Genomic DNA, 22,433 nt, shown 5'->3' with positions numbered 1-22,433 from the left:
GCCTGCGTATCAGGACCATACGCTAGGCGCAAAAGGTGAACGAATGATCGACGGGGGCGAAGTCATCCGGAAGCTGGCCCTCAACGTGGCCCGGTATTCCGGTCTTGCGCCGCTCGCCCGGCCGCTGGTCGGCGGCATAGGCGCGATCCTGATGCTTCACCGCGTCACCGCTGTTCCCGAGAAGCCGCTCGGCGTCAATCGCCACCTCAACATCGCGCCCGCCTTCCTGGATGCCGTCATTACTGACATGAAGGCTTCCGGCTACGCCTTTGTTTCGATGGACGAAGCCGTCGAGCGGATAAAGCGCGGCGGAGCGGACGGTCTGTTCGCCGCGATCACCGCGGATGATGCCTATCGCGACAATTTGACAGAGGCGTTGCCGGTGCTGGAGAAGCACGGCGCGCCGCTGATGATCTATGTCGCACCGGCATTGATCGATGGCACCGCCGACCTCTGGTGGGACGTCATCGACGACATCGTCAACGCTGGCCGCAAGCTGGAGCTGAAGCGGGCAGGTGGGGCGGAGACGCTGGATTGCGCGGCGCCCGGCGCCCTGGTGCAACTCTATAACCACTTGACGCTGGAAGTGCCGGAGGAGAACCAGCGCGCAGCGCTGCGCGAGTTCGCTGCCGTAGCGGGCGTCGACCCCGGTGAACCCGGCCGCAAGACGCTGATGAACTGGGACGAGATCCGTGGCATCGCGGCGCATCCGCTGGTCTCGATCGGCGCGCATACGGTCAATCATTACAATCTGAAGCGGCTGCCCGAGGAGAGGGCGAGGCGCGAGATGACCGATGTGGTGACGCTTCTGAGGTCCGAACTGGGCGAGGCGCCGCGGCACATGGCCTATCCCTACGGCTATGCCAGCGCGGTCGGCTGCCGCGAGGTGAAGCTTGCGGAAGAAGCGGGCTACGTCACTGCGGTGACGACGCGCCATGGCGTGCTGCGCGCCGAGCATGCCAGACATCTGCTTGCGCTGCCGCGTATCTCTGTCAACGGCCGCTACCAGCGGGTGGCGCATATCCGCACGATGCTGTCGGGCATCACCACGCCGCTCGCCAATCGCGGCAAGATGCTCGTCACGGTTTGAGGGTCTGGTCCGGAGGGGCCACGGCTTTCCGGCGTATGCGTCAGTTCTTCGGCCTTGGCGGCAGCATCAGCCATTTGATGATGCCCATGGCCGGCAGGACCCACAGGACGCCGGTGAAAAGGAAGAAGGCGAGGTGCACGAGCGGGCCAGACTCGCCAAGCCGCGCCACCGCGACCGTGGTTGCGACCAGCGCGTAGATGATCACCAGTGCGACCAAAAGTATCGTGCCGATGAGCTTCTTCAGGCGAATGGGCATATTCGTTCCTTTGAGGCATCCGCTTAAGGCTTCGAGGCTGGCGGCGCAACGCCGCGATGCCATGACGCTCGCCGACGCGACCGCTTGTCGCGAGGGTTGCAGCCTTGCAAGCACGCCGCCGATGGTCCACCAATCGCCGCCATGGAACAGGCCCTGAACACCGGAAGCGCCCGTGCGGTACGCGGCGAACACGAGCGGCAGCTCGCCAACCGCGCGCTGGTGCGCGGCTGGCTCTACGTCATCCTGCTGATGCTGTTCGCCCTCGTGCTGGTCGGCGGCGCGACAAGGCTTACCGATTCCGGCCTGTCGATCACCGAATGGAAGCCGATCCACGGCGTCATCCCGCCGCTCAGCGAGACGGAGTGGCAGGAGGAATTCGATCTCTACCGCCAGATTCCCCAGTACCAGCAGGTCAACAAGGGCATGAGCCTGGAGGAATTCAAGTACATTTTCTGGTGGGAATGGGCGCACCGCCTGCTGGCGCGGGGCGTCGGCTTCGTCTTCGCGCTGCCACTGGTCTTCTTCTGGGCGACCCGCAGGGTCGAGCGCGGGCTCTCGCCAAAGCTGGTCGGGCTGCTGCTGCTCGGCGGCTTGCAGGGTGCGGTCGGCTGGTGGATGGTGACTTCCGGCCTCATCGAACGCACCGACGTCAGCCAGTACCGGCTGGCCATTCACCTGACGCTCGCCTGCATCATCTTCGTTGCTGTCATGGTCGTGGCGCGCGGACTTGCGCCGCACTCGGAGGCGCCGGCCGACGAGGGCACGCAGCGCTTTGCGGGCTTCCTCGTGCTGGCAGTGCTCATCCAGGTTTTTCTTGGCGGCCTTGTCGCGGGCACCAATGCGGGGCTGAGCTTCAACACCTGGCCGCTGATGGACGGCGCGATCGTGCCGGGCGACCTGTTCATCATGCGGCCGGCCTGGGTGAACTTCTTCGAGAACGTCAAGACCGTGCAGTTCACACACCGGGTAGGGGCGTACGCATTGTTCGGGCTCGTGCTCTGGCACATGATTTCGACCGGACGCCGCTACCGCGGCACCACGCATGCGCGCCGCGCGCTGGTACTCTTCCACCTCGTCCTGGTGCAGGCCGCCATCGGCATCGTCACGCTGCTGATGCATATGCCGCTGCACTGGGCGCTGCTGCACCAGGGCTTCGCGCTGGTCGTGCTCGGCTTCGCGGCGGCGCACTGGCGCGGCACGAAAGGCGCCTATCCGCTGCCGACGGAGATTGTGGTCAGAAGCTAGCGCGCATGGCGCGAATTGCGGCGACGACGGCAAGTTCGCTGTTTTCCTCCGTCTCGTTGTTGTCCTCGGCATGCCAGGAGGACGACAGGCAGCCCCAGGCGATGGCATGGTCGAGGATGGCGACGGGCGGTTGCCCGAGCACGCGGCCAAAAACGTCTGCCATATGCGCGATGCGTTCCGGATCGAGCGTCAGGTCGTGCCGGTGCAGCGGATTGTAGAACATGTTGGCGGCGTCGAAGCCGGGATCGCCGAGCACACCCTTCGGGTCGATGGCCAGCCAGCCGCGCTCGTCAAGCAGGATATTCTCATGGTGCAGGTCGCCATGCAGCGGCTTCACCTCGAAGGGGTTCGAAAGCAACCGCTCGGCGATCTCCGCGGCCTCGACATAGAAGGTTGGCCGCCCCGCCTTGCGGTCGGCTTCGGCTTTCGCGAACAGGCTTTTGTAGCGCTCGCGAAGCGGCTGCAGGTCAGCGGGATAGGGGTGTCCGGAGGGTGACAGCAATTCCTCCATCACTCCGGCGGCGATCTCGGTTGCCTTCCGGTCGCCCTGCGAGTCGACCAAATCCTGCAGCATCGTGCCGCCGGCATATTCGAGGAGCATCTGCCGGCCCTCGAAGCCGAGCAGCTTCACCGAGCCCTTGCCGCCTTGCCAGGCGAGATAGTGCGCGCCACGCAGTTCGTCGGCGACGTCGTCAAACGGCTTCAGGTCCTTGACGATAGCGGGTCTGCCGTCGGCAAGCCGCACCTTCCAGATGCGGCTCGAGAAGGTCTCGGTGACGAGAACCGGGTCGCTGGCGTTCCAATCCGCCGGGAATTCCGGAGCCGTCAGTGCTTCAGCCCAAGCATGAGGTCCATATTCTGGACTGCGGCGCCGGACGCGCCCTTGCCGAGATTGTCGTAGACGGCGACGAGCATCGCCTGCGCCCTGTCGTCATTGGCGAAGACGTGGAGCCGCATGCGATTGGTGTCGTTGTAGCTCTCCGGATTGAGCTCGGCGGTGCGCTCGACCGCCTCGTAGGGCGCGACCTCGACGACGGAATCCTGCAGTCCAGCATAGTGGTCGGCGATCGCGGCATGAAGCTCAGCGCCGGTGGGTATGCGATCCAGCGTGCCGAGCTGCAGGGGCACCGCCGTCATCATGCCTTGCGCGAAATCGCCGACGACCGGCTGCATGAGCGGGTCGCGCGTCAGTCCGGAATAGAGCTTCAGTTCCGGCACGTGCTTGTGCTGGAAGGTGAGCCCGTAGGGCAGGAACTCAGGCGCGTCGTCGCCTTTCGCCTCATAGTCCTCGACCATCTGCCGGCCGCCGCCGGAATAGCCGGAGATGCCGTTCATCGTCACCGGGAAGTCGGCCGGGATGAGCCCCGCCTGGATCAGCGGCCGCAGCGTCGCGATCGGCCCCTGCGGCCAGCAGCCGGGATTTGCGACGAGTTTTGCGGCCGCGATCTTCTTCGCCTGCTCGCGGTCCATCTCGGGAAAGCCGTAGGCCCAGCCGTCGGCGACGCGGTGCGCCGTCGAGGCGTCGATGACCCGCGTGCCGGCGTCGCCGATCAGCGCGACGCTTTCCTTGGCGGCGGCGTCAGGCAGGCACAGGATGGCGATGTCGGCGGCGCGCAGGAAGTCGGCCCGTGCGGCCGCGTCCTTGCGGCGCTCGACCGGGATCGAGATGACCTCGATGTCGTCGCGGCCGGCCAGACGCGCCCTGATCTGCAGGCCCGTGGTGCCGTGTTCGCCATCGATGAAGATCTTCGGTTTCATGCCGGTCAGAAGTCCCGCGATTGTCCTGCGCCGTCCATCATATGCCACCTGCGTGGTCTGCTTCGGCGCCGTTGTGGTTGCTCATATTCTCCTGCCGCGCCTTTCGTTCGGCAAGCAGGCCGAGATAGTGCATGGCGACGGTGGCGCCAGCGATGGCCGTTATATCGGCATGATCGTAGGCTGGCGCAACCTCCACGACGTCGGCGCCGACGATATCGATCTGGGTGAGCTGGCGCAGCACGGACAGGATTTTTGCCGAGGAGGGGCCGCCGGCGACCGGCGTGCCGGTGCCCGGCGCAAAGGCCGGATCGAGGCAGTCGATGTCGAAGGTGAGGTAGGTCTTCTTGCCGCCGGTGCGCTCGACGATCGAATAGGCGATGTCAGCGGCGCGCATCTCCTCGATCTCGTGGCCGTAGAGAATCTTTATGCCACAATCGGCCGGCGCATGGGTGCGGATGCCGATCTGGATCGAGCGGTCGGGATCGATGATGCCGTCCTTCACTGCGCGGGCGACAAAGGAGCCGTGGTCGATGCGCTTGCCGTCGTCGGGCCAGGTGTCCTGGTGCGCATCGAACTGCACCATCGCCAGCGGCCCGTGGATCGCCGCATGCGCCTTGAGCAGCGGCCAGGTGACGAAATGGTCGCCGCCGAGCGAGAGCAGGAACGCGCCGGACTTCAGGAGCTTGGCGGCCTCGCGCTCGATGGTGGCCGGTGTCTTCTGGTGGTTGCCGGTGTCGAGCAGGCAGTCGCCATAGTCGACCACCTCCATCGTCTCGAAGAGCTGGCGGTTGAACGGATATTGCGGGTCGTTGTCGAAGATCGCCGCGGCACGACGAATCGCCTGCGGCCCGAAGCGCGCGCCCGGCCGGTTGGTGACGGCGGCGTCGAAGGGAATGCCCCACACGATCGCATCGGCGCCCCTGACGTTTTTGGTGTATCGCCGTCGCATGAAGGACAGTGCGCCGGCATAGGTCGGATCGTCGGCGCGACCGACATTTTTGGTCGCGGTAAAGGCGTGGTCCATCGTGCGTGCTGGCATGGGGCACCCTCTCTTTGACTGCGGGGCATCCTTATTCGACATTATTTTCACAAATGCGACCCCCTTTTTGCACTGCAATATCTGCTGGTGGCGTGCGTGGGCGTCGCCACGCCGGTTTCTTTTTCGCTCTCGGGACGTTACCGCTGCCGGTTTCCGGCGGGCTTGCGGCGTGCGTGATCGTTGCCACGCCCTGCTTTCGCAGTCTGGCCATTGTGGGAGGCGGCGCATGGCTGCGACGTCTTCTAAGTAATCTAGTTGACGCGCAGCCATGCGCCGCCGGCGTTTTTCCCGGTGCCGTGCCCGGCCCATCCCCTTCCGATAGGCTGGAGGAGCGGGCGCGCAGGCCAGCATCGGGACCGGAGCCGCCCATGTGACCAACACGGGACGCGATCCAGCGCCACACTTGCCTGGATGGAGGTCGTGCACACCCGTTCCCACAAGCAAGCTGCTGAGACGGAGTATGCGGGAGGTCGGAGGGGGTGTGGAAAAAGCAAAATGCCGGAGAAAGAAAAAATCTAACAAGCCATTGATTTCATGTCGTTAAAAATTCTTATCGAGGGATGTTTGGCGCTGGCGACTCGTCCATCGAGGGAAGCTGACCGGTCCCGCCCAACACCACCGTAAGCCGGCTGCGTTCACGGGCATGTCATGCGCCGTCTCTATCGCTCCGCCACGAACCGGCAGGCGGAAGCGATTCTCATGTGGAAAGCCACCCTTGCAGCGGCAGTCTTGACGTTGGCGGCCGCGCAGTCGACGGCATTTGCCGGCGAAAACAGCCACATAGACGAAATCCGACAGCGACTTCAGCATGCCAACCACTGGCGCGATCACGTGATGGTGGTGGCGCATCGCGGCGGCGGGCTGGCTCAGGGCGCGAAGCTTTTTCCGGAGAATTCCGTTGCGGCGGTGAGGAATGCCATCGCGCTCGGCGCCGAGATGGTCGAGCTCGACATCCAGAAGTCGCGCGACGGCGTCTTCGTCGTCTTCCATGACAGTTGGCTCGACCGCACCTCGACCTGCAAGGGCGAGTTGGCGAAGCGCACTCTGGCCGAGCTCAAACAATGCCGGTTGGTGATCGAGGGCACGGGCGAGGCGACGGACGAAGCGGTTCCGACATTGGTGGAAATGCTTGCCGTCGCCAGGGGGCGGATTTTCATCAACATCGACAACAAGCTGCCGGCCGATGAACTGCCCGAGATCGTGGCGGTGGCCGAACGCATGGGCATGGCGGACGAGATTATCATCAAGAGCAATCTCTGGAGCGCCAGCAAGGTCGACGAGATGAAGCGCCTTCTTCAACGCACGGCTCCCGGCGTCGTCTTCATGCCGATCATCGCCGACGATGCGGTGCGGGATGCAGAGTTTCTCGAAGCCGCAACGAGCGCCTTCGCGGCCGACGCGGTGGAACTGATCGCCTGGCACAGGGGCGGCGAACCCATGACCGAAAATGGCGGGCCGCTGTTTGGAGCGCGGGCGAGGGCGGTCGCCGCACGCGGTGACTGGCATCTCTGGGTCAACACCTACGCCATCGTCAACAAGCCGGCCGGCATGCTGTCCGGCGGGCGAGGCGACCAGTTGGCGACGGTCGCCTCCATGCCCGGCGAGGCCTACGGCTTCTGGGTCGACCGTGGCGCGACGATCATCCAGACCGACGAGCCGAGGGCAGCAATCGAGTGGCTGGAGGCGAACGACTATCGCGTGCCATACGCCGCCGAGCCGCAGCCGGTCGCCGAGATTGCGGCCAGCAACTAGCGGTTCCAGCAGCGGTTCTAGTCGCGCCAATAGTCCTTGCGTTCGGCGCCGTCGAAAGCGGCCCGTTGCGAGGCAGCACCGTTTGAAATCTCTGGCCTGAGCCGCAGGGGCAGGGGTCGTTGCGGCCGAGCTTTTCGATCAGTTCCTTGTCGCCGTGGACAAAGCGCAGGCCACGTTTGACCTGTGTCTCGGACGGGTAGCCCTTACGCCGCTTGCTGGTCGTCTCGAATGCAGGGCTGGTCGGCGAAGTCGCGATTGCGTGGCATGGTCGCCTCCTGTCGGTTGTGAACGCGGCCCTATGCTTCGACGGGAAGACTCTGTCAACCACGAGCCGAGACGGCATCGCAATTCAACCGCATTCCACTCGTTGATTTCAGCACTGGATCGTCAGCTTCGTCCTGCACAGGACGTTCCTGATCGAAGTCGGGCTTGCCTCTCTTGCCTTGTCGTTCTGCTGGCAAGCCGCCCCGGCAAGGCAACCGTGCCGTCCACACCTTGACGCAAACAAAAAAGGCCGCCCGGAGGCGGCCTTTCGTTCCGATCGCTCGGAGTGTTCGCTTAGCGCTTCGAGAACTGGAAGCTGCGGCGGGCCTTCGCCTTGCCGTACTTCTTACGCTCGACCACGCGGCTGTCGCGGGTGAGGAAGCCGCCCTTCTTGAGCACGGCGCGCAGGCCGGGCTCGTAGTAGGTCAGCGCCTTGGAAATGCCGTGACGCACGGCGCCCGCCTGGCCCGACAGGCCGCCGCCGACGACGGTGGCGATGATGTCGAACTGGCCGTTGCGGTTGGTCGCCACGATCGGCTGCTGCAGGATCATCTGGAGGACCGGACGCGCGAAATAGGCCGCGAATTCCTTGTCGTTGACGACGATCTTGCCGGAGCCGGGCTTCACCCAGACGCGGGCGATGGCGTTCTTGCGCTTGCCGGTGGCGTAGGCGCGGCCCTGCTTGTCCAGCTTCTGGACGTGGACCGGCGCGGCCGGCTCGGCCGCCGCAGTAGCGGTGCCCAGGTCGGCGAGGGAGGTCAGGTCAGCCATATTACTTGGCCCTCTTGTTCTTGGAGTTCATCGCCGCAACGTCGAGCGTTTCGGGCTGCTGGGCGACATGCAGATGTTCGGTGCCGGCGTAGACGCGCAGGTTCTTCATCTGGCGGCGTCCGAGGGGACCGCGCGGGATCATGCGCTCGACCGCCTTCTCGACGACACGCTCGGGGAAACGGCCCTCGAGCAGCTGGCGCGCAGTGCGCTCCTTGATGCCGCCGGGGTGGCCAGTGTGCCAGTAATAGACCTTGTCGGTGTACTTCTTGCCGGTGAAGGCGACCTTGTCGGCATTGATGACGATGACGTTGTCGCCGTCGTCGACATGCGGGGTGAAGGTCGGCTTGTGCTTGCCGCGGAGACGGTTGGCGACGATGGTGGCGAGCCGGCCGACGACGAGACCCTCGGCGTCGATCAGCACCCACTTCTTCACCACGTCCGCAGGCTTCTGCGAAAAGGTTGCCATGGTTCTGCTTTCTGTTTCGGACCTTCCGCCGGGAGGCGGGAAGGCGTTTTTTGTTGCTTGGATTGGCGGGTAGGCTGCCAATAACAAAACGGCGGCCCGCAAGGCCGCTGTTTCGGAGAGGCTTATATGCGGGCGAGGCCGCGAGCGTCAAGCCGGTGCCTTCCGGAGAAACCTAGGCTTTTCAATGGCTTGACGAAGAGGTATTATTTTACCTCATTATTTTCTCGAGCCGGGCATGCGGCGAACCCGCTCGCAGCCGGGTTCGTATGTGCCCGAGAGCAGACCTCGATCAGAACTTGTAGGAAACGCCGAGGCGAATGTCGTTGGTCTTCAGGTCGACGCTGTGCGCGGGAAAATTAAGCGTTGCGGCGTAGTCCTCACTGCCGAAATCGGTGTAGCGATATTCGGCCCGCACGATCAGATTGTCGGTGAACGCGTATTCAGCACCGGCTCCGATCGTCCAGCCGACGAACGTATCGCTGCCCGTGCCTGCGCTGGCATTGGGGGCCGAGAAGCCTTCATGGTCCACGTCGGCGAAGGCGACGCCACCTGCAAGGTAGGGCAGAAAGCGGCCGACCGCATAACCGAGCCGGGCACGCACGGCCGCGGTCCAGTTCACATCCACCTCGAAGCTTTGGCCTGGGAGCGGGGCGGGAGCGGTGAGGCCATCGCTGTCATGCAGGTCGGTGAATGCGAAATCGCCCTCCACGCCCACGACAATTCCGTTGCTCAGTTGGGCATTGTAGCCCAGGTAGGCGCCGCCCAGGATGCCGTTGGGTTCCGGATTCGAGGTGACGGGGATATCCGAAAAATCCACGTCGCTGTCGCCCCAGGCATAGCCGACCTGGGCGCCGACATAGACCCCGGACCAGTTGTAGGCTGTGTCGACGACAACGACTTCATCTATGATGGCATCCGCGCCGAATGCGCTGGAAGCCAGTCCAAGCAGCATCGCTCCGGCAAGGAAAGTCGGCTTCATCTTGGCCTCTCGTGATCAAATCCTCTCCCGCGAGCCATAGCACGCAACTGACGGCGAGGTTGTTACTCGGTTGCAACACTCGGCAAAGTAGTCGATCCGTTGCCCGGCGACGAGTGACCTTGGGCGAACCGGTCTGATCTTCGAGCTTACTTCGGCGGGATGGAATAGGTGCCGGTTGCATGGGCGACCGTCTGGCGATCGGGGCCGGCGACCATGTCGACGTCGAACACCATCAGGTTCCTGCCGAGCTTGAGGATGCGGCAATGGCCGTCGATCGGGCCGGCCTCGGCCTTGCGCACGAAGTTGATGTTTAGGTTGGTCGTCACCGAGAGCGCGTTCGGCCCGGCATGGCTGAGCACGCAGACATAGCCGCCGACGTCGGCGAGCGCAAAGAGCGCCGGCCCAGAAACCGTGCCGCCCGGACGCAGATGGCTCTCGTCCGCATTCAGCCTGACCGTGCAGCCGCCGGGGAAGATGTCGATCGCTTCGTAGAAGCGATGCTGCCCGTTGAGCTGGGGGAAGACCCTGGCCAGCAGGTCGTTGATTTCGCCGGCGTTCATGACCGGCGTGAGATTGGCCTGCTCGGGCATCGTTCCTCCTCCGGCGGGCGGTCCCGCGGCACGGCTGTTTTCCTGGCCCGACGACAAAGCACAGGCAGAAGCTGTTCTTCAATCGCCCCCGCGCTAGTTTATATGCTAGCTTCGGATGCGGCGCCGGATCGCCGCAGGACCAGCATGGGAGACGGAAAATGGCCGATGTCGTTTCGTTGAGGCGCGAGACCGGGGAGCGCGAGGCCGGCGAGCCTGGGGCGTCACCCGATCGCGGCATTCTGCGTATCACGCTCAACAACCCGCCGGCCAACCTGCTGTCGATCGAGGTCATGCGCGATATGCAGGCGGAACTCGACCGCGCGCGTGACGACGATGCGGTGCGCGTGGTGGTGATCGCGGCGGCCGGCAAGCTGTTCTGCGCCGGCCACGACCTCAAGCAGATGACGGCGCATCGCACCGATCCGGATGGCGGAAAGGCCTTCTTCGAGGAGACCTTCGCCGTCTGCTCGAAGCTGATGCAATCCATCGTCAGCCATCCGAAGCCCGTCATCGCCGAGATCGACGGCATCGCCACCGCCGCCGGCTGCCAGCTCGTCGCCTCCTGCGACCTCGCCATCGCCTCCGACCATTCGAGTTTTGGCGTCAACGGCATCAATGTCGGGCTGTTCTGTACCACGCCGGGCGTCGCGCTGGTGCGTGGACTGAAGCCGAAGCACGCCATGGAGATGCTGCTTACCGGCGAGATGGTCGACGCGGCGACCGCCAAGGATTTCGGCCTGGTGAACCGCGTCGTGCCGCGCGAATATCTGAGCCAGATCGTGTCGAAATACGCCGAGACCATCATTTCCAAGCCGCCGCTAACGGTGAAGCTGGGCAAGGAAGCCTTCTACCGCCAGGCCGAGATGGGGCTGGCCGACGCCTACGACTACGCCTCGCGCGTCATGGTCGAGAACCTGCTCGGCGGCGAGGCGAAGGAGGGGATCTGCGCCTTCATCGAGAAGCGCAAGCCGGAGTGGAAGGCGGAGTAGGCGGTCGATGGAACCGCGCATTTCCATCGTCACCATCGCCACCGACGATCTCCACCGCGCCGTGCGCTTCTACGAGGCGATGGGCCTGAAGCGGCACGCCGGCATCACCGAGGGCGTGGCCTTCTTCCAGATGGGGGGCGTCATTCTCGGGCTCTTTCCGCGCAAGGACGCCGAGGCCGATTCCGGCATCGCCTTCGCCGGGGCGCCGTCCGCCGTCTATCTCGCCTACAACACCCGGTCCGAAGCCGAGGTGGACGAAGTGCTGGCCGCCGCCGAGAAGGCGGGCGGGCGGATCGTCAAGCCGGCGGGCCGCGCCTTCTGGGGCGGCTGGTACGGTTATTTCGCCGATGCCGACGGGCACGTCTGGGAGGTCGCGCACAATCCTGCCTTCCCGATCGACGCGGACGGCAACATCGCGCTGCCGCCCGATACAGGCCCCTAGTCCGGAAACGTTTCGAGCCTTCGGTCGAATACAGCGAACCCGGCTCGCCCATAGACGGACTGCGCCCTGGCGTGGTCGTTGGTGTCCGTGTGCAGCCAGATGCGCTTCGCGCCCTCCGCCCAGATCCGGCGCAGCGACCAGTCAAGCAGAAACGGTCCGAGCCGTCGGCCCTGGGCTTCCGGCACAAGCCCGAAATGCATGAGCTCGACGTCGGCGTTGCCGACGCCGTTGAATTCGCACATGCCGACCGATTTTCCCTGCAGCATCAGCACGAACACGAAAGAAGAAGGCAGCGCGAGCAGCGTCTCGAGATCGGCCGGCGGCATGCGCAGTCGCTGATCCCATTGCAGCGGCTTGCCTATCGCTGCATAGAGGTCCAGATAGCTGGCGCGATCCGGGAAGGCCCTGCGGACTTCGGCATCTTCGATCGGTTTTGGGAGTGGCGCATACGGGGGAGGCGACAACGCCTCCATATATGTTACGAGCAGTTCAACCAATTTCGGTATCTTTCACGTACGCCTCTGTAAGACACGCATGAATCACGATTCCTACGACGACGCATATATTTCCGGCATCCTCAATGCGGTGAAGACCATCGCCATCGTCGGCGCCTCGGCCAACGACGTGCGGCCGAGCTTCTTCGTGCTGCAATATATGCTGAACAAGGGTTTCGACGTCTATCCGGTCAATCCGGGGCAGGCCGGCAAGGATATATTGGGCACGAAGTTCTACGCGCGGCTTGCCGACATTCCGGTCGCGCTCGACATGGTCGACATCTTCCGCGCCTCGGCGGCGGTCCCCGCTATTGTCGACGAGGTCCTGCAGCTCGATCCGCTTCCCAAGGTGGTCTGGATGCAGCTCACCGTGCGCCACGACGAGGCGGCCGCACGGGCGGAAGCCGCCGGCATCAAGGTGGTCATGAACCGCTGCCCGAAGATCGAGTATGGACGGCTGTCGGGCGAGATCGCCTGGAACGGCGTCAATTCCGGCGTGCTGTCGTCGAAGAAGCCGATCATGCGGTCCGGCTTCCAGAGTTTCGGCATCCGGCAGAAATAGCACGACCGTTCCAGAAAAGCGGGAGTTTGTATCCTTACCGTTTCAGTCCGCGGCCCTGGGCGACATTTTCTTCTTTGCAATTGGCCTTAGTGTCCCGCAATCTTGGCAGCAGATTTCACAAAAACATCCTGGAGAGGAAAAAATGTCCCAGCAAACACCGGGCTTCAATACGCTCGCAATCCATGCCGGCGCCAAGCCTGATCCGGCGACCGGCGCCCGCGCCACGCCGATCTACCAGACCACGTCCTACGTGTTCGATGACGCCGACCATGCCGCCTCGCTGTTCGGGCTGAAGGCCTTCGGCAACATCTACACCCGCATCATGAACCCGACGCAGGCGGTGCTCGAGGAGCGCGTCGCGGCGCTCGAAGGCGGCACCGCCGGGCTCGCCGTCGCCTCCGGCCACGCCGCGCAGATGCTGGTCGCCCACACGCTTATGACCTCGGGCGAGAACTTCCTCGCCGCCCGCCGCCTCTACGGCGGCTCGATCAACCAGTTCGGTCACGCCTTCAAGAGCTTCGGCTGGGAGGTCCGCTGGGGCGATCCGAACGACATCTCGACCTTCGAGAAGCAGATCGACGACAAGACCAAGTTCATCTTCGCCGAGAGCCTCGCCAATCCGAACGGCGAGTTCATCGACCTGAAGCCGCTCGCCGACCTCGCGCACAAGCACGGCATCCCGCTGGTCATCGACAACACGCTGGCGACGCCTTACCTCGTGCGCCCGATCGAGCATGGCGCGGACATCGTCGTGCATTCGCTGACCAAGTTCATCGGCGGCCACGGCAACTCGATCGGCGGCATGATCGTCGACGGCGGCACCTTCGACTGGTCGAAGTCGGGCAAGTATCCGATGCTGTCGCAGCCGCGGCCCGAATATGGCGGCATCGTGCTGCACGAGACCTTCGGCAACTTCGCCTTCGCGATCGCCGCGCGCGTGCTCGGCCTGCGCGACTTCGGCCCTGCCATCTCGCCCTTCAACGCCTTCCTGATCCTCACCGGGCTGGAGACGCTGCCGCTCAGGATGCAGCGCCATTGCGACAATGCCGCCACCGTCGCCGAATGGCTCGCGGCGCATCCCAAGGTCGCCTGGGTCTCCTATCCGGGCCTGCCTTCGGACAAGAACAGCGCGTTGCAGAAGAAGTACTCGCCCAAGGGCGCGGGCGCCGTCTTCACCTTCGGCCTCAAGGGCGGCTACGACGCCGGCATCAAGTTCGTCGCCGGGCTGGAGCTCTTCTCGCATCTGGCGAACATGGGCGACACCAAGTCGCTGGTCATCCATCCGGCCTCGACCACGCACCGCCAGCTCTCCGACGAGCAGAAGACTGCGGCCGGCGCGGCGCCCGACACGGTGCGCCTGTCGGTCGGCATCGAGGATGTGAAGGACATCATCGCCGATATCGAACAGTCGCTGGCCAAGGTCTGACCAGCCATGCAAGATGAGCCCCGGCAGCGCCCGCTGCCGGGGCTCATTTTCGTTCGGAGGGACAATGGGGAATTTCGTCGACATCGACGCCGAACTCGCGGAGCCCGAGCATGGCGCTCCCGCCGACGACCGCCTGATCTCCGGCGAGCCGAAGTTCCGGACCTGGAACCTCGACGAGGAGGAGGGCGGGCTTTACGCCGGCATATGGGAGGCGACTCCCGGGAAATGGCGCATCGAATATGACGAGTGGGAATTCTGCCACATCCTCGCCGGCGTTTCCGTCATTTCGGAGGACGGCGGCGAGACGCGCACTGTCGGCACCGGCGACAGCTTTGTCCTGAAACCCGGCTTCAAGGGCACCTGGGAAGTGCTCGAGACGACCCGCAAGGAATATGTGATAAGGGTGTAAGCTGGGAGGTGATCGCTTGAAGGTTCAGTGGCCCGATATTCCCTACGAGCCCTGGCGGGACACCTGCTCGGCATTGCACCTTTATGCGCAGATTGTCGGAAAATACCGGCTTGCCCGCACCCCTTGGATCAATCATTCCTGGCACGCGGCTTTCTATATCGATGCGCGCGGTTTGACGACGTCGATCGTTCCTGACGGACCGGGTGGCATCGAGATCGTTTTCGATTTTATCGAGCATGCAGTCGTCGGAACGGGGACCGACGGGAGGACAGCGCGGATAGCCCTTGGTCCGATGTCCGTCGCCGACTTTCACACACGGTTCGTCGACATGGTGCGGAAATTGGGCGGCACGAGCGATTTCGACGGCTGTCCGAACGAAATACCTGATCCAGTGAGGTTCGAGGAGGACCGTGCTGGGCGCCCCTACGATGCCGATGCGGTCGCGCGCTTCTTCCAGGCCTGTGTTGTGGTCGACCGAGTCCTGAAGCAGTTTCGCACGGCGTTTCTTGGGAAAGTCTCCCCGGTGCATCTGTTCTGGGGGAGCTTCGATCTGGCTGTGACCCGCTTTTCGGGACGTCCGGCGCCTTTGCATAGGGGTGGAGTTCCGGCCCTGCCGGACGAGGTGACACGGGAAGCCTATAGCCACGAGGTCTCTTCTGCCGGCTTCTGGCCTGGGGGAGGCGCTGTCGACTTCCCCGCGTTCTATTCCTACGCTTATCCGACGCCGGACGGATTTGCCGAAGCGCAGGTCTCGCCGAAAGCCGCTTATTTCGAAAAGAGCCTGGGCGAGTTCCTGCTCCCATATGATGCCGTGCGTCGTTCGAGCGATCCCGAGGCGATGCTCCTGGCTTTCCTGGATGCGACCTACCGTGCGGCCGCCGATCTTGGCGGCTGGGACCGTGAGCAGCTGGAATGCGTTCCGGGAGCGCCGCTCCGACCGCGCCCCATCGTGGCGTCCAAACTCAGGATGTGACCATCAGCCTTTCCAGCCCATGAAAATGCCAGCTGTCGCGGAAGTGCGGCTCTTCCGCCAGCGACAGTTCCGGAAGGCGTGAAAACAGCACTTTCAGCGCCGACTGAAGCTCCAGCCTCGCCAGCGGCGCGCCGATGCAGAAATGGATGCCGGCGCCGAAGGAGACATTCTTCTGGTCGCTGCGGTCCGGACGAAAGGTATCCGGCTCAACAAAGGCGGCGGGATCGCGGTTCGCCATGCCGAGCAGAAGGCCGATCTGCTCGCCCGGCTTGACGGTCACGCCGGGCGCGATCTCGATGTCCTCATACGCGTAGCGCGTGAACATGTGGAGCGGCGCGTCGAAGCGCAGGCATTCTTCCACCGTCGCAGCCGTCGTCTCCGCCGTCGCGAAGAACCGGCCGGGATCGCCGCCTTCGGCCAGGATCGCCCGCACGGCGTTTCCGGCCTGGTGGACAGTTGCTTCGTGGCCGGCATTGAGCAGCAGGATGGTGGATGAAACCAGTTCGTCCTCGCTAAGCTTCTGCCCGTCCTCCTGCGCTGATATCAGCAGCGACAGCAGGTCGTCGCCCGGGCTCTTCTTCCGCTCGGCGATGTAGCCGCGCAGGAAGTCCGAGAATTCGCGGGCGGCGCGGTTGGCCCTTTCCTCGGTCTCGCGCGTGCGGCCATGCGTGTACATGGCGACCATCTCGTGCGACCAGTCGAGCAGTTGCGGCCCCATCTCGACAGGCACACCGAGCATCTCCGAGATGATGGTGATCGGCAGCGGTGCGGCGAAAGCGGGCAGGAGGTCGAAAACCTCGTCTTTCGGAAAACCGTCGACCAGTTCGTTTGACAGCGCCTCGACGCGCGGCCTCAGCCTCTCGACCTGCCGGGAGACGAAGGCGCGGTTGACCAGCGTCCTCAGCCTGGTGTGGACGGGCGGCTCGAGCTCGAGCATGGAGTTGGCTTCGATGGCGTCGAAGCTTTTCAGATGCGAGCGGTCGGCTCCAGCGCCGCGGCTGTCGGGTATGCCTGCGGGATTCTGCCGTCCGAAGCGGCGGTCGCGCAGCAGGCGGTTCACGTCCTCGTAGCCGCCAAAACACCAGTGGCCGAACGCCTCCCAGAAGAAGGTCGAGCCCTGTCCGTGCAGCCAGGCATAGGCCTCGTAGGGGTTTTGGTAGAAGCGAGGCTCGCGCGGATCGAGCCGCAGCCGGCGGGTCGAGGCATCGAAAGAGAGGTAGGCTGGCGGGGGAGTGCTGGCGTTCATGGCGGATCATTAACCCGCCTTGCCAAGCCCGGACCAGTGCCTATTGTTCGCCAACGCATATTGCTCCATCACGAGGCTTCATGAACATCATCGTCGTTGGCGCAGGCATCGCCGGCCTGTCGACTGCCTGGTCGCTGGTCAAGGCAGGGCATGCCGTGACGCTCCTGGAGCAGGGCGCGACCATCCCCAATCCGCTCGCCGCGTCCGGCGACCATCACCGCATCATCCGCCGCGCCTACCGAGCCTCGACCGGCTATGGCGGGCTGATCACCGAGGCCTATGACGCGTGGTCGGAAATGTGGGGCGACCTCGGCCAAAGCCATCTCGATCCCAGAGGCTTCATCTGTGTCTCGCGCGAGCCGGGCGACGAGGCGGAAGAGTATCGCGAGGGCATGGAGGCCGGCGGCTGGCCGATCGACATATTGGATCCCGCCGACGCCGTGAAGCGCTGGCCCTTCCTTGAACCGGGCAGCTTTCGCTATGCCTATTTCTCGGCCGACGGCGGGGCGCTCCACTGCCGCCGGATCGCCGCGGGGCTCGCCGACTGGCTGCGCAGGAGCGGCGCGAACGTCTACATCGGCAGCAAGGTCGTCTCGATCGATGCCGACGAGGGCCGTGTCGGGCTCGAAACCGGCGAGACCCTGGAGGGCGATCGCGTGATCATCGCTGCCGGCGCCTGGGTGCTGAAACTTTTCCCGGAGTTGTCGGGCGAGCTGAAGACCTACCGGACCGCGCTCGCCTATGTTGAGCCGCCCGCCGACCTGCAGGCGGCCTGGGAGGCGGCGCCCGTCATCCTCGACGTCGGCGGCAAGACCGACGGCTACATCGTCCCGCCATCCGGCGGCGCCGGGATGAAGTTCGGCTCGGGCCTGCACAAGGTGCCGACCAGCGACGCCGACTGGAACCGGCAGCCGGTGGAGGGCGAAGGCGAGGCGATCCGCAACCTGTTCTCGCCGCCGATCGCCCGCATCCAGGAATATCTCATCACCGAGGTCGTCACCTGCGCCTACACCTTCACCGATGACGAGCGCTTTTTCGCGCATGAGAAGGGCAGGGCGCTGGTGGTGTCGGCCTGCTCCGGCCATGGCTACAAGTTCGGCGCTGCGGTCGGTCGGCGGGTCGCGGCGGCGGTCGGCGACGGCGACATTGCCGGGCTGAAAAGCTGGCTGCGCGCCGAAACCGCGTGATGCCACGGCAGCTTGTGTCAGGATGACGAGGGCGCGGCGGTAACGTTAGCGCAAGGTCGGCCTTGCACAAGGCAGAGGGCGCATCCTATCTACGAAACCAACGCCAAAGAACCGATTCTGCCCCATTGCATCTCCGGGCGCCGGAATCCCAGCCTGAAGGGACAGCGATGAGAGACCCCGTCGAAACCTACATGAACCTCGTGCCGATGGTGGTCGAGCAGACGAACCGCGGCGAACGCGCCTACGACATCTTCTCGCGCCTCCTGAAGGAGCGCATCATCTTCATCACCGGCCCGGTCGAGGACGGCATGGCGACGTTGGTTTGCGCCCAGCTTCTCTTCCTCGAGGCGGAGAACCCGAAGAAAGAGATCAACCTCTACATCAATTCGCCCGGCGGCGTGGTGACGTCAGGCATGGCGATCTACGACACCATGCAGTTCATCAAGCCGGCGGTCTCGACGCTGTGCACCGGCCAGGCGGCCTCTATGGGCTCGCTGCTGCTGACGGCCGGCCACAAGGACATGCGCTTTGCGACCCCGAACGCCCGCATCATGGTGCATCAGCCTTCCGGCGGCTTCCAGGGCCAGGCATCCGACATCGAGCGCCATGCGCAGGACATCATCAAGCTGAAGCGGCGCCTCAACGAGGTCTATGTCAAGCACACCGGCAAGGACTACGAGACGATCGAGAAGACGCTGGACCGCGACCACTTCATGACTGCCGAGGAGGCACGCGATTTCGGCCTGATCGACAAGGTCATCACCTCGCGCGAAGCCATGGAGACGGCAGCGGCCGGCTGATCACATGACGCCGCGGCAGGTGGTGGAATGACGCATTTTTGACGTGCTCTGCGGCATTTCGGACACAATTAGCTGTTTCCTCGGCTGGCGCCACCGCCTACGTTAAGCCTAAATTGATTTTCGGCGGCTTAGCTTTCGGGCGGGTGGCCGCGAATCGCTGTCACGTCTTCGCGGGGTGTGTCTCGTCGATCGGGGAGGCGTGCGTGACCAGGCTGCTGGCAAAGGCGGGGTATCCGCCATATATCGCATGAAGGGCGTCGCCACGCTTTAACGGACGACGTCACGGAAAGGACCAGGACACGATGAGCAAGGTCGGCAACAGCAGCGGCGGCGACTCCAAGAACACGCTCTACTGCTCGTTCTGCGGCAAAAGCCAGCATGAAGTGCGCAAGCTGATCGCCGGCCCGACGGTGTTCATCTGCGACGAATGCGTCGAACTGTGCATGGACATCATCCGCGAGGAGAACAAGACCTCGATGAAGGTGGCGCGCGACGGCGTGCCGACCCCGCAGGAGATCCTGACGGTCCTCGACGACTACGTGATCGGCCAGCCCTACGCAAAGCGCGTGCTGTCGGTCGCCGTGCACAACCACTACAAGCGCCTGGCGCATGCCGGGAAGAACAACGACGTCGAACTGGCGAAGTCGAACATCCTGCTGATCGGCCCGACCGGCTGCGGCAAGACGCTGCTTGCGCAGACGCTCGCGCGCATCATCGACGTGCCCTTCACCATGGCCGACGCCACGACGCTGACCGAGGCGGGCTATGTCGGCGAGGATGTCGAGAACATCATCCTGAAGCTGCTCCAGTCTGCCGACTACAATGTCGAGCGGGCGCAGCGCGGCATCGTCTACATCGACGAGATCGACAAGATCAGCCGCAAGTCGGACAATCCGTCGATTACCCGCGACGTCAGCGGCGAGGGCGTGCAGCAGGCGCTGCTGAAAATCATGGAAGGCACGGTCGCCTCCGTGCCCCCGCAGGGCGGCAGGAAGCACCCGCAGCAGGAGTTCCTGCAGGTCGACACCGCCAACATCCTGTTCATCTGCGGCGGCGCCTTCGCCGGGCTGGACAAGATCATCTCGGATCGCGGCCGCAAGACGTCGATCGGCTTCGGCGCCACGGTGGCTTCGCCTGAGGACCGCCGCACCGGCGACCTGTTCCGCCAGGTCGAGCCCGAGGACCTCCTGAAGTTCGGCCTGATCCCCGAATTCGTCGGCCGTCTGCCGGTGCTGGCGACGCTCGAGGACCTCGACGAGCCGGCGCTGATCCAGATCCTGACCGAGCCGAAGAATGCGCTGGTCAAGCAGTACCAGCGCCTGTTCGAGATGGAGAACGTCGACCTGACCTTCCACGAGAACGCGCTGTCGGCGATCGCCAAGCGCGCGATCGAGCGGAAGACCGGCGCGCGTGGCCTGCGCTCGATCATGGAATCGATCCTGCTCGACACGATGTTCGAGCTGCCGGCGCTGGAAGGGGTGCAGGAAGTGGTGATCTCCGAGGAAGTGGTCTCGGGCAACGCCCGGCCGCTCTACATCTACGCGGAGACCAAGGAGAAGAAGGGCCCGGTCAGCGCCTGACCGCCTTCCAATCGGAAGAGTTGCGAACGGCGCCTTCGGGCGCCGTTTTTGTTTATGCCGCGTCCCGTATCTTCAGGTCGATGTGCATCCCGGCCGCTGCAACCATATTGACCAGGGTATCGAGACCGAAGAGGTCGATCTTTCCGCGCATCAGATCCGAAATGCGCGGCTGGGTCACACCGAGCAGGGTTGCCGCCTCAGCCTGACTCAATCCATGCCGTTTTATGTGGTTCCTCAGCGCCGTCATCAATGCCGACCGGAGCTTGAGATTTTCAGCTTGCGCCGGATCGTCCTCGATGGCGTCCCAAACGCTGTCAAAACGTTCGCTTGTCATCTCGCCGTTTCCCTCTGCAAGTCGTGATACCGTTTACGAGCCAGATCGATATCGGTTCTGGCTCTTTTTCTGAAAACAATGCAGTACGTACACAGCCTCTGCGAGCTTCGCGATATAGATCACTCGGAACGTGCCGGTTTCGTCGCGTATGCGAATTTCCCGAACACCAGGCCCGATAGAGGACATCGGTTTCCAGTCATCGGGATCGTGACCCTCTTGCACCTGATCGATCTGAAAGCCGGCCATGCGTCGAGCGCTGGACGGGAACGCTCGAAGGTCGTTGCGCGAGGTTCCGCAAAAAATAACCGGCTTGCCCACCAGCGTAAAAATACAAAATTCTGTATAGATAGCAAGCCGAACCGGATCGCCTACGCCGCCGTGATGTGGCTGTGACCGAAGAAGACCGGGTAGAGGCAGAGTTCCCGCACCAGCTTGTGCGTGCCGCGCTCGAAGACGAACATGTTTTCCCAGTGGCCGGTGACGGCGTAGTGCCTGCCGTCAGGCAGGAAGGTCACGCCGGCCGGGTAGCGCAGGCCGACGGTGCGGGTGTCGAGCATGTTGGACACCGCGCCGGTGGCGCCGTCGAACACCATCACGTGATGCGTCGTCGGGTAGGTCGCGATCGCCTCGTCGTGCCGTTCGTCGTAGCGGATCGACAGGCCGTGCCGCATCAGCCTGATCGACTTCGCGTCGCCCATCCTGGTGAGGCGGTTGCGTGCCGCGTCGTATTTCAGGGTCGCCGCCGACATGTAATTGTAGCCGGGGTCGGTGGTGACGTCGCTTTCATAGGCGACGTTTTCGCCCTTGAGCTGGCGCGCGTCGTCATGGTCGCTGCCGTAGCGCGCCTGGATGGCGAAGATGCGGTCGAGCCGGCCGGCGGCGAGGTGGCGCAACTCGGTGTCGCTGCGGCCGGTGACGCGCTTGTCGACCAGCTTGCCGCTCGACAGCTCGACCACGGTGATCGAGGCCTGCACGACGTCGCGCGGAATGGTGAATGCCCCGGTCTTGGCCGAGACGGTCGAGCCGTAGTTCGCCGCCACGATGTATTTGCCGTCGGCGGTCAGCCTGATGTCATGCGGCTCGATGCCGTGCGTCGAATAGGTCTCGGTTATCTTCAGCGTCTTCGGGTCGCGGATGGTGAGCCGGCCGTAATGCCGGTCGAGCTTGCCCTGATAGGGCAGGTACGGGGCCCGCTCGGAGAGGATGACGGTCTTGCCGCCATCGAGATAGACCGCATGGCCGCCGCCGCGCCAGCCGCCGCCGAGCGAGGGGCCGATCGCCGCAAGCTCCAGCGTTTCCGGATCGAAGGCGGTGTGCTGCTCCCCGTCCATCGAGCAGAGCACGCCGATCGAGCGGTCGGGCGCCACCTCGACGTCGTGAGCCGCGACAGGCAGCAGGGTCTGGCGGACGGAGCCGTCGAAGCCGACGCGGGTCAGCATCTTGTATACCGGCTGGCCCTTGATCGCGCGGTTGAAACGCCGGTTTGCGGTAAGCGGCTTGCCGTTGGCATAGGCGCTGTCGGGGAAATAGCCGGGCACGTAGACAGCGACGTTCCCGAGGTCCTTCTTGCTGGGGTTTGCCGCCGCCGGCGCGGCCTCGGCGGGTGCCGTTGCGGCAAGGGCCAGAATGGCGCCGCCGGTGAGCAGGCTGCGGCGGTCAACCGACATGACTACCAACGTTGGTCACGCTAGATAACTCCCCGCCGATGCAACAGGACCAATGCAACAGGACACTGGCCGATCCCATTGATTGAGCACGTTCTTTCCTAAAATTGGGTTCCC

General features: G+C 64.1%; 25 protein-coding genes and 1 pseudogene. 12 read left to right on the top strand and 14 right to left on the bottom strand.

Going from position 1 to position 22,433, the window contains the following annotated elements:
• Positions 1 to 43 precede the first annotated feature (43 nt).
• The gene (locus D8676_RS23595) at positions 44 to 1,090 is read left to right on the top strand and encodes a polysaccharide deacetylase family protein (protein WP_121583548.1); all 1,047 of its coding nucleotides are present in this window, start codon (positions 44 to 46) and stop codon (positions 1,088 to 1,090) included.
• Between the two features lie 40 nt (positions 1,091 to 1,130).
• On the opposite strand, the gene D8676_RS23590 is transcribed toward D8676_RS23595, so the two are convergent.
• Complete coding sequence (locus D8676_RS23590) at positions 1,131 to 1,346, bottom strand: DUF2842 domain-containing protein (protein ID WP_121583547.1); 216 nt, start codon at positions 1,344 to 1,346, stop codon at positions 1,131 to 1,133.
• Between the two features lie 141 nt (positions 1,347 to 1,487).
• On the opposite strand from D8676_RS23590, the gene D8676_RS23585 reads away from it, so the two are divergent.
• Positions 1,488 to 2,591: a COX15/CtaA family protein gene (locus D8676_RS23585; RefSeq protein ID WP_121583546.1), complete on the top strand. Its 1,104-nt coding sequence runs from the start codon at positions 1,488 to 1,490 to the stop codon at positions 2,589 to 2,591.
• Here the strand turns inward: D8676_RS23585 and D8676_RS23580 are convergent.
• The 3 genes from D8676_RS23580 to speB are packed head-to-tail and all read right to left on the bottom strand — an operon-like array spanning position 2,581 to position 5,388.
• Complete coding sequence (locus tag D8676_RS23580) at positions 2,581 to 3,420, bottom strand: aminoglycoside phosphotransferase family protein (protein ID WP_121583545.1); 840 nt, start codon at positions 3,418 to 3,420, stop codon at positions 2,581 to 2,583. The genes D8676_RS23585 and D8676_RS23580 overlap by 11 nt on opposite strands.
• The gene (gene argC / locus D8676_RS23575; RefSeq protein ID WP_121583544.1) at positions 3,417 to 4,349 is read right to left on the bottom strand and encodes an N-acetyl-gamma-glutamyl-phosphate reductase; all 933 of its coding nucleotides are present in this window, start codon (positions 4,347 to 4,349) and stop codon (positions 3,417 to 3,419) included. Before argC ends, D8676_RS23580 begins: the two co-directional genes overlap by 4 nt.
• Before the next feature lie 37 nt (positions 4,350 to 4,386).
• Positions 4,387 to 5,388: an agmatinase gene (speB, locus tag D8676_RS23570; protein WP_121583543.1), complete on the bottom strand. Its 1,002-nt coding sequence runs from the start codon at positions 5,386 to 5,388 to the stop codon at positions 4,387 to 4,389.
• A 699-nt stretch (positions 5,389 to 6,087) separates the two neighbouring features.
• On the opposite strand from speB, the gene D8676_RS23565 reads away from it, so the two are divergent.
• A complete protein-coding gene (locus D8676_RS23565) occupies positions 6,088 to 7,140 on the top strand; it encodes a glycerophosphodiester phosphodiesterase family protein (protein WP_121583619.1) in 1,053 nt (350 codons plus the stop codon).
• Here the strand turns inward: D8676_RS23565 and D8676_RS27555 are convergent.
• The 5 genes from D8676_RS27555 to D8676_RS23540 form a co-directional block, all read right to left on the bottom strand.
• Positions 7,028 to 7,483: an SEC-C metal-binding domain-containing protein gene (locus tag D8676_RS27555; protein ID WP_121583542.1), complete on the bottom strand. Its 456-nt coding sequence runs from the start codon at positions 7,481 to 7,483 to the stop codon at positions 7,028 to 7,030. The genes D8676_RS23565 and D8676_RS27555 overlap by 113 nt on opposite strands.
• Positions 7,484 to 7,698: 215 nt before the next feature.
• The gene (gene rpsI / locus D8676_RS23555) at positions 7,699 to 8,175 is read right to left on the bottom strand and encodes a 30S ribosomal protein S9 (protein WP_121583541.1); all 477 of its coding nucleotides are present in this window, start codon (positions 8,173 to 8,175) and stop codon (positions 7,699 to 7,701) included.
• A 1-nt stretch (position 8,176) separates the two neighbouring features.
• A complete protein-coding gene (gene rplM, locus D8676_RS23550; RefSeq protein WP_121583540.1) occupies positions 8,177 to 8,641 on the bottom strand; it encodes a 50S ribosomal protein L13 in 465 nt (154 codons plus the stop codon).
• 289 nt (positions 8,642 to 8,930) lie between these two features.
• Positions 8,931 to 9,620, bottom strand: a complete 690-nt coding sequence (locus D8676_RS23545; protein WP_121583539.1) for an outer membrane protein — start codon at positions 9,618 to 9,620, stop codon at positions 8,931 to 8,933.
• Between the two features lie 146 nt (positions 9,621 to 9,766).
• Entirely contained in the window at positions 9,767 to 10,210 is a 444-nt protein-coding gene (locus D8676_RS23540; RefSeq protein ID WP_121583538.1) for a PaaI family thioesterase, read from the bottom strand.
• Between the two features lie 158 nt (positions 10,211 to 10,368).
• Here D8676_RS23540 and D8676_RS23535 point away from each other — a divergent pair, with 158 nt between their 5' ends.
• Entirely contained in the window at positions 10,369 to 11,199 is an 831-nt protein-coding gene (locus D8676_RS23535) for an enoyl-CoA hydratase (protein ID WP_121583537.1), read from the top strand.
• 7 nt (positions 11,200 to 11,206) lie between these two features.
• Positions 11,207 to 11,641 (top strand): VOC family protein, encoded by a 435-nt coding sequence (locus tag D8676_RS23530; RefSeq protein WP_121583536.1) that lies wholly within the window; start codon positions 11,207 to 11,209, stop codon positions 11,639 to 11,641.
• On the opposite strand, the gene D8676_RS23525 is transcribed toward D8676_RS23530, so the two are convergent.
• Entirely contained in the window at positions 11,638 to 12,138 is a 501-nt protein-coding gene (locus tag D8676_RS23525; RefSeq protein ID WP_121583535.1) for a GNAT family N-acetyltransferase, read from the bottom strand. The genes D8676_RS23530 and D8676_RS23525 overlap by 4 nt on opposite strands.
• Before the next feature lie 37 nt (positions 12,139 to 12,175).
• Between D8676_RS23525 and D8676_RS23520 the strand changes: the two genes are divergently transcribed.
• The 4 genes from D8676_RS23520 (at position 12,176) to D8676_RS23505 (ending at position 15,505) form a co-directional block, all read left to right on the top strand.
• On the top strand, positions 12,176 to 12,697 hold the full coding sequence (locus D8676_RS23520) for a CoA-binding protein (protein WP_121583534.1): 522 nt from the start codon (positions 12,176 to 12,178) through the stop codon (positions 12,695 to 12,697).
• A gap of 142 nt (positions 12,698 to 12,839) precedes the next feature.
• A complete protein-coding gene (locus D8676_RS23515) occupies positions 12,840 to 14,123 on the top strand; it encodes an O-acetylhomoserine aminocarboxypropyltransferase (RefSeq protein WP_121583533.1) in 1,284 nt (427 codons plus the stop codon).
• A gap of 64 nt (positions 14,124 to 14,187) precedes the next feature.
• Positions 14,188 to 14,532 carry a cupin domain-containing protein gene (locus tag D8676_RS23510; protein WP_121583532.1) on the top strand — a complete coding sequence of 115 codons (345 nt, stop codon included), beginning with the start codon at positions 14,188 to 14,190 and terminating at the stop codon, positions 14,530 to 14,532.
• Between the two features lie 16 nt (positions 14,533 to 14,548).
• Complete coding sequence (locus tag D8676_RS23505; RefSeq protein ID WP_121583531.1) at positions 14,549 to 15,505, top strand: DUF5996 family protein; 957 nt, start codon at positions 14,549 to 14,551, stop codon at positions 15,503 to 15,505.
• On the opposite strand, the gene D8676_RS23500 is transcribed toward D8676_RS23505, so the two are convergent.
• Positions 15,495 to 16,751 carry a cytochrome P450 gene (locus D8676_RS23500; protein WP_121583530.1) on the bottom strand — a complete coding sequence of 419 codons (1,257 nt, stop codon included), beginning with the start codon at positions 16,749 to 16,751 and terminating at the stop codon, positions 15,495 to 15,497. The two genes, D8676_RS23505 and D8676_RS23500, sit on opposite strands and share 11 nt — an antisense overlap.
• 80 nt (positions 16,752 to 16,831) lie before the next feature.
• Between D8676_RS23500 and D8676_RS23495 the strand changes: the two genes are divergently transcribed.
• The 3 genes from D8676_RS23495 (at position 16,832) to clpX (ending at position 20,318) form a co-directional block, all read left to right on the top strand.
• The gene (locus D8676_RS23495; RefSeq protein WP_121583529.1) at positions 16,832 to 17,938 is read left to right on the top strand and encodes an FAD-dependent oxidoreductase; all 1,107 of its coding nucleotides are present in this window, start codon (positions 16,832 to 16,834) and stop codon (positions 17,936 to 17,938) included.
• 167 nt (positions 17,939 to 18,105) lie between these two features.
• Positions 18,106 to 18,738: an ATP-dependent Clp protease proteolytic subunit gene (locus tag D8676_RS23490; RefSeq protein ID WP_121583528.1), complete on the top strand. Its 633-nt coding sequence runs from the start codon at positions 18,106 to 18,108 to the stop codon at positions 18,736 to 18,738.
• A 302-nt stretch (positions 18,739 to 19,040) separates the two neighbouring features.
• A complete protein-coding gene (gene clpX, locus D8676_RS23485; RefSeq protein ID WP_121583527.1) occupies positions 19,041 to 20,318 on the top strand; it encodes an ATP-dependent Clp protease ATP-binding subunit ClpX in 1,278 nt (425 codons plus the stop codon).
• A 52-nt stretch (positions 20,319 to 20,370) separates the two neighbouring features.
• Here clpX and D8676_RS23480 read toward each other — a convergent pair whose 3' ends face one another.
• The 3 genes and pseudogenes from D8676_RS23480 to D8676_RS23470 form a co-directional block, all read right to left on the bottom strand.
• The gene (locus D8676_RS23480) at positions 20,371 to 20,652 is read right to left on the bottom strand and encodes a helix-turn-helix domain-containing protein (protein WP_121583526.1); all 282 of its coding nucleotides are present in this window, start codon (positions 20,650 to 20,652) and stop codon (positions 20,371 to 20,373) included.
• A pseudogene (locus D8676_RS23475) lies at positions 20,649 to 20,898 on the bottom strand (type II toxin-antitoxin system RelE/ParE family toxin). The gene D8676_RS23480 and the pseudogene D8676_RS23475 overlap by 4 nt, the downstream one beginning before the upstream one ends.
• A gap of 122 nt (positions 20,899 to 21,020) precedes the next feature.
• Positions 21,021 to 22,319 (bottom strand): DUF1513 domain-containing protein, encoded by a 1,299-nt coding sequence (locus tag D8676_RS23470; protein WP_121583525.1) that lies wholly within the window; start codon positions 22,317 to 22,319, stop codon positions 21,021 to 21,023.
• Positions 22,320 to 22,433 lie beyond the last annotated feature (114 nt).

It is taken from the genome of Mesorhizobium sp. YM1C-6-2 (assembly GCF_003666685.1).
Taxonomy (GTDB): Bacteria; Pseudomonadota; Alphaproteobacteria; order Rhizobiales; family Rhizobiaceae; genus Mesorhizobium_K.
This window is presented reverse-complemented; position numbering and strand designations above follow the sequence as displayed.

Excerpts from the sequence above, each read along its gene's own strand:
- D8676_RS23545 (WP_121583539.1), bottom strand. The coding sequence starts at position 9,620 with ATGAAGCCGACTTTCCTTGCCGGAGCGATGCTGCTTGGACTGGCTTCC.
- D8676_RS23565 (WP_121583619.1), top strand. The coding sequence starts at position 6,088 with ATGTGGAAAGCCACCCTTGCAGCGGCAGTCTTGACGTTGGCGGCCGCG.
- clpX (WP_121583527.1), top strand. The coding sequence starts at position 19,041 with ATGAGCAAGGTCGGCAACAGCAGCGGCGGCGACTCCAAGAACACGCTC.
- D8676_RS23490 (WP_121583528.1), top strand. The coding sequence starts at position 18,106 with ATGAGAGACCCCGTCGAAACCTACATGAACCTCGTGCCGATGGTGGTC.
- D8676_RS23495 (WP_121583529.1), top strand. The coding sequence starts at position 16,832 with ATGAACATCATCGTCGTTGGCGCAGGCATCGCCGGCCTGTCGACTGCC.
- D8676_RS23515 (WP_121583533.1), top strand. The coding sequence starts at position 12,840 with ATGTCCCAGCAAACACCGGGCTTCAATACGCTCGCAATCCATGCCGGC.
- D8676_RS23510 (WP_121583532.1), top strand. The coding sequence starts at position 14,188 with ATGGGGAATTTCGTCGACATCGACGCCGAACTCGCGGAGCCCGAGCAT.
- D8676_RS23590 (WP_121583547.1), bottom strand. The coding sequence starts at position 1,346 with ATGCCCATTCGCCTGAAGAAGCTCATCGGCACGATACTTTTGGTCGCA.
- D8676_RS23540 (WP_121583538.1), bottom strand. The coding sequence starts at position 10,210 with ATGCCCGAGCAGGCCAATCTCACGCCGGTCATGAACGCCGGCGAAATC.
- speB (WP_121583543.1), bottom strand. The coding sequence starts at position 5,388 with ATGCCAGCACGCACGATGGACCACGCCTTTACCGCGACCAAAAATGTC.
- rplM (WP_121583540.1), bottom strand. The coding sequence starts at position 8,641 with ATGGCAACCTTTTCGCAGAAGCCTGCGGACGTGGTGAAGAAGTGGGTG.
- argC (WP_121583544.1), bottom strand. The coding sequence starts at position 4,349 with ATGAAACCGAAGATCTTCATCGATGGCGAACACGGCACCACGGGCCTG.
- D8676_RS23530 (WP_121583536.1), top strand. The coding sequence starts at position 11,207 with ATGGAACCGCGCATTTCCATCGTCACCATCGCCACCGACGATCTCCAC.
- D8676_RS23595 (WP_121583548.1), top strand. The coding sequence starts at position 44 with ATGATCGACGGGGGCGAAGTCATCCGGAAGCTGGCCCTCAACGTGGCC.
- D8676_RS23480 (WP_121583526.1), bottom strand. The coding sequence starts at position 20,652 with ATGACAAGCGAACGTTTTGACAGCGTTTGGGACGCCATCGAGGACGAT.
- D8676_RS23500 (WP_121583530.1), bottom strand. The coding sequence starts at position 16,751 with ATGAACGCCAGCACTCCCCCGCCAGCCTACCTCTCTTTCGATGCCTCG.
- D8676_RS23535 (WP_121583537.1), top strand. The coding sequence starts at position 10,369 with ATGGCCGATGTCGTTTCGTTGAGGCGCGAGACCGGGGAGCGCGAGGCC.
- rpsI (WP_121583541.1), bottom strand. The coding sequence starts at position 8,175 with ATGGCTGACCTGACCTCCCTCGCCGACCTGGGCACCGCTACTGCGGCG.
- D8676_RS23470 (WP_121583525.1), bottom strand. The coding sequence starts at position 22,319 with ATGTCGGTTGACCGCCGCAGCCTGCTCACCGGCGGCGCCATTCTGGCC.
- D8676_RS23585 (WP_121583546.1), top strand. The coding sequence starts at position 1,488 with ATGGAACAGGCCCTGAACACCGGAAGCGCCCGTGCGGTACGCGGCGAA.
- D8676_RS23520 (WP_121583534.1), top strand. The coding sequence starts at position 12,176 with ATGAATCACGATTCCTACGACGACGCATATATTTCCGGCATCCTCAAT.
- D8676_RS27555 (WP_121583542.1), bottom strand. The coding sequence starts at position 7,483 with ATGCCGTCTCGGCTCGTGGTTGACAGAGTCTTCCCGTCGAAGCATAGG.